Here is a 3,071-nt window from a genome sequence, read left to right as displayed (position 1 = left end):
AGGCCCGCGACGGTGCGGTCTGGGCGGCCGCGTTGGACACGCTGCGGGCCTGAACTCCGGCTGATCTTCGCGCCGCGAATTTCCGGTTGACCACCTGCGCGTTGTAACCTGCCCTGCGATCGGGCGCGTAGCTCAGTGGTAGAGCTCTGGTTTTACACACCAGCGGTCGGCGGTTCGATACCGTCCGCGCCCACCAGAGGTGATCCTCGATGACCCGGGCAGCTGCGGGGCGATCCTCGGCAATGTGGCAACCGTCCACGTCGCTCGCGTGACTGGCCCACAGTTTCCGAAGCTGGGCGCAACGCCATCGCACGGCGCGGGTGCCTCCGCTGTGTGGACAGTATCGAGAAATTGTGCACGATCAGGAGTAGATTCCTGAGTACCTGAATCGAGATCGCTGGCAGTCGTGCTTCGTCTGTCCGTGGCGGAATACTTCTGTCCCTTCGTATTCCGTCCCTGAATTGCGCATGTCCCCGAACATTTCTGGAACAACCAAACTCGGAAAGGTGTCCAGACAATGCGTGCAGCGCCCGTGTTCTTTCGTGTCGGAGCCGTGATCGTCGCGCTTGGTTTGGGAACTGCGATGGCCACCGGACAGCAGGTGGCGGCCGCCGAATCCCCGTCGACGTCAACCTCGACGTCCGCGTCCAGGGACGCCTCGTCGGAGCCTACGAATGATTCGCCGTCACAGACGGCGTCGAGCGGATCACCTGCGCCCTCCGCCGCCGAGGACTCTGCGCCCGATGCTGAAACGGACGACTCGTCTGTCGAGGTGGATGAATTCGACGGCGTGGATGAGTCTGGGCCGTCTGCCGCCGAGGGCTCTGACTCCGATGCCGAAACGGATGAGTCGTTAGTCGAGGTGGATGAAGCCGACGGCGTGGATGAGTCTGAGTCGGCTGTCGAGGCGGGCGGCCCTGATGTGGAGATCGCCCCGGTCGCGTTTGTCCCGAGCGGGGCCGACCCGGATGAAAGCTCCTCGGGCCCAGGTGTATTGGGCAGCGACGACCCTGCACAGCGGTCACTCGGGGCGGGTCCGCAGGGCTCGGCGATGAGCCCGCAAGTCCGGGATACCGCCGACGATCTTGCAGCCGAGGTCGAGCCCGCCGCACTGCCGATCGAGGCGACCCCAGCACCGCCAGCATCGACCGACGGATCCCCGGCCCGGGATTCCGCTGCTGTTGCGGTAGCGCTGCCAGGGTTGGTCTCGTCGACTGCAGAAACCATGGGTCCGGTCGACGTGCCGGAGCCCTCGACTTTGCCGGTGAAAACGGCTTCGGCGCGTATCGTCACCGGCTTGCTGAGCTGGTTGGGATTGCAGCCCGACACCCCGATGGCTCCCCGCGGCTCGGTGCTCGAACTGCTGTACGCGGCCTGGCGGCGGACCACAGTGTCACAGCCCGCCCCTGCCGCATCCCATCCGACTGCCTTGTCGGTGTCACCGGCAGAGCTGGCCGGTTCGATTTCCGACATCTTCAACCTGAGCATTTCCTTCAGCGGCATGCAGATCGTGCAGATCGGCGGCGCCAGTGCGACGTCGTCGGGTTTCGGATCGCTGGCAGTCGCCTTTCTTCCGAACAGCACAGCCACTGCAGAGGGCGCGTTCAGTGGGGCGTACGCCCTCGGCCCCGCCGCCACAGCTACCGCGACCGGCGGTTTCGGAAACAAGGCCTGGGCCTTCGGCGCCGACAGCGGTGCCACGGCCGGCGACGGCACCCTCAACAGGGCCTGGGTCTTCGGCGACGGGTCCACTGCCGCGGCCACCGACGGTTCGGGAAACAAGGCATGGGTCCTCGGCAATGGCAGCAGTGCTGAGATCTTCTTCGGGGACGGCATCATCGCCGGTGTGGTGGGTGACGGCAGTAGCGCGTTCGCTGTTGACGGCGTCATGAACAGCGCCACGGTGGTCGGTGATGGCAGCAGCGCACGGGCGTTCGGCGGTGACGCCAACACTGCTCGGGTTACCGGTGACGATAGCCATGCGTTCGCCGCCGACGGCGACAGGAACACCGCCACAGTGGTCGGGCACGGCAGCAGCGCCGACGCGTACGCCGGCGACGACAATGTTGCAGCCGTCGCCGGTGACGGCAGCTCCGCCGATGCCTACGCCGGCAACAACAACGCAGCGGTTGTCAATGATTCCGGTCTGGTCGCGGTGGCCGGTCCCGGTGACGGCATCACTGTGATCGTTCCGTAGCGCGTCAGCAGCAGCCGGTGCCCGGCTGCTCGCCCAGATGCGTGTGCGCGGAGTTGTCGCCGGCGGAGACCGCGGCCAGGAATTCGTCCAGATCGATCCGGCGCCCGCCCAGCCAGGTGCCCGTCACCTGCACCCGCTCGATCAGCTCGGCCGGATCCACCGCCCACGGGTCGGCGCTGAGCTCCACGAAATCGGCCAGCTTGCCGACGCTGATCGAACCCACCAGATGGTCCCGGTGCAGTGTGCGGGCGGCGTTGATGGTCTGGGCGCGCCAGGCCTCGTCGAGCGGGATCGCCTGCTCGGCGTCGTGCACCGTGCCGGCACGGGTCCTTCGGGTGGCCGCGGTGGCGACGTTGATCACTGGGGTGGGCGGTGACACCGACCCGTCGTTGTGCAGCGACACGCACGCCCCCGAGGCGACCGCGTCGCCGAACGCCTGCCAGCGCGCACCGTGTTTGTGGTCGAACATCGCGCCGTCGAGCAGATCGCCCCAGTAGTAGTACTGAAACGGCGCCAGCGACACGTGCACCCCGAGCCGGGCGGCCCGGTCGAACTGCGCGCGGGTGCCGGCCCCGCAGTGCTCGAGGCGCCAGCGGTGATCGGTGCCCAGCAGGCCGTGGCGGTCCAGCGCGGCCTCGTAGGCGTCGAGCGCCAGATCGAGCGCCAGGTCGCCGTTGGCGTGGAAGGCCATCTGCCAGCCGGCCGGCGCGGCCCGGTCGAGAATCGCGTCCAACTGCTCGCGGGTGTAGTTCATCGACTGCGGCCCGCCCGCGGTGGCCGGGTCGATCCCGGCGGTACGGGTGGCCTCGGTGTCGAGGTAGGGAAACGAGATCGCGATGTTGCCGACCCACGGCGAGCCGTCGGTCCACAGTTT

Annotated in this window: 2 protein-coding genes and 1 tRNA gene; 2 read left to right on the top strand and 1 reads right to left on the bottom strand. The window is 67.5% G+C overall.

The window, feature by feature from the left end; genetic code table 11:
- Nucleotides 1–121: 121 nt before the first annotated feature.
- Both ACN27A_RS33785 and ACN27A_RS33780 read left to right on the top strand, forming a co-directional pair.
- Nucleotides 122–196: transfer RNA gene (locus ACN27A_RS33785), tRNA-Val, on the top strand.
- Nucleotides 197–772: 576 nt separating this feature from the next.
- On the top strand, nucleotides 773–2,197 hold the full coding sequence (locus tag ACN27A_RS33780; protein ID WP_421458968.1) for a hypothetical protein: 1,425 nt from the start codon (nucleotides 773–775) through the stop codon (nucleotides 2,195–2,197).
- Between the two features lie 4 nt (nucleotides 2,198–2,201).
- Here ACN27A_RS33780 and ACN27A_RS33775 read toward each other — a convergent pair.
- Nucleotides 2,202–3,071 (bottom strand): amidohydrolase family protein (locus tag ACN27A_RS33775; protein ID WP_421458967.1); only part of this gene is annotated, 870 nt, incomplete at its 5' end.

This window comes from Micromonospora sp. WMMD737, assembly GCF_049179055.1.
In the GTDB taxonomy this organism is placed as follows: Bacteria; Actinomycetota; Actinomycetes; order Mycobacteriales; family Micromonosporaceae; genus Micromonospora; species Micromonospora reichwaldensis.
Note: the sequence above shows the minus strand (reverse complement) of the source record. Positions and strands in the feature narration are given on the sequence as shown.